This is a genomic window from Candidatus Frankia nodulisporulans, assembly GCF_902806475.1.
Classification (GTDB): Bacteria; Actinomycetota; Actinomycetes; order Frankiales; family Frankiaceae; genus Frankia; species Frankia umida.
The window spans coordinates 1-787 of sequence record NZ_CADCWS010000516.1 but is presented as its reverse complement, the minus strand read 5'-3'; the positions used below and the strand labels follow the sequence as shown (position 1 = coordinate 787).

Annotated in this window: 1 protein-coding gene; it reads left to right on the top strand. The window is 66.8% G+C overall.

Annotated elements, in window-relative coordinates:
* On the top strand, window positions 1-787 hold a 787-nt coding region (locus tag G6R24_RS21210), incomplete at both ends, for a DUF4407 domain-containing protein (protein WP_163550872.1).

Here is a 787-nt window from a genome sequence, read left to right as displayed (position 1 = left end):
GTGGTTGTCCACGGCGAACCTGAAAGTTCTTGAGCGGTTTCCGTCCGACCGGCCAAAATACGTCGGTCTTGGCAGCGCGGTGTTCATCACCTCCGCCATGGCGGCCATCTCCAGTGGTTTCGCCCTGCGGATGGGGCTGGATCTGCCGATCGTGGCGTGCGTCGTCCTCGGGTTGCTGTGGGGCTGCGCCATCATGGGGTTCGACCGGTGGCTGCTGGCGACGGCGGGGCGGTCGAACATCTGGATGCTGCTGCCCCGAGCGGCGCTGGCGTTCCTCATCGGGCTGGTGGTGTCGACACCGTTCGTCCTGCGCATCTTCCAGCCGGAGATCCTGCAGCAGGTCGCGCTGATCCAGGCCGAGGCCGCGACCGGCCAGCAGGAGAACTGGAGCGATCCGAACAATCCCATCGTGCGTCGCATCGGCCAGCTGAGCGAGGACATCACCCGGCAGACCGTCCTGGTCAACACCGATGGTGGTGCCAGCGTCGAGAACGACGAGACGGTGCGTTCCCTGGTCGCGAAGCTGAACCCGGCCATCGACCCGGTGAGGACCTACAACCGGTACCAGGAACAGGTCAACTGCGAGGAGTCCGGCAGCACCGACTGCGGTGACGGGGTCGGCTCGGGGCGCCCCGGCAACGGTTTCCGCACCGAACGGGCGAAGCAGCGCGCTGACGACTACTACCGCAACTACGTGCAACCCCTGGAAACCCAGCTGGCCACGGCTCGGCAGAACGCGGCGAAGGCGCTGCCCGCCCGGCAGACGAAGGCCGTGCAGGACGCGAAG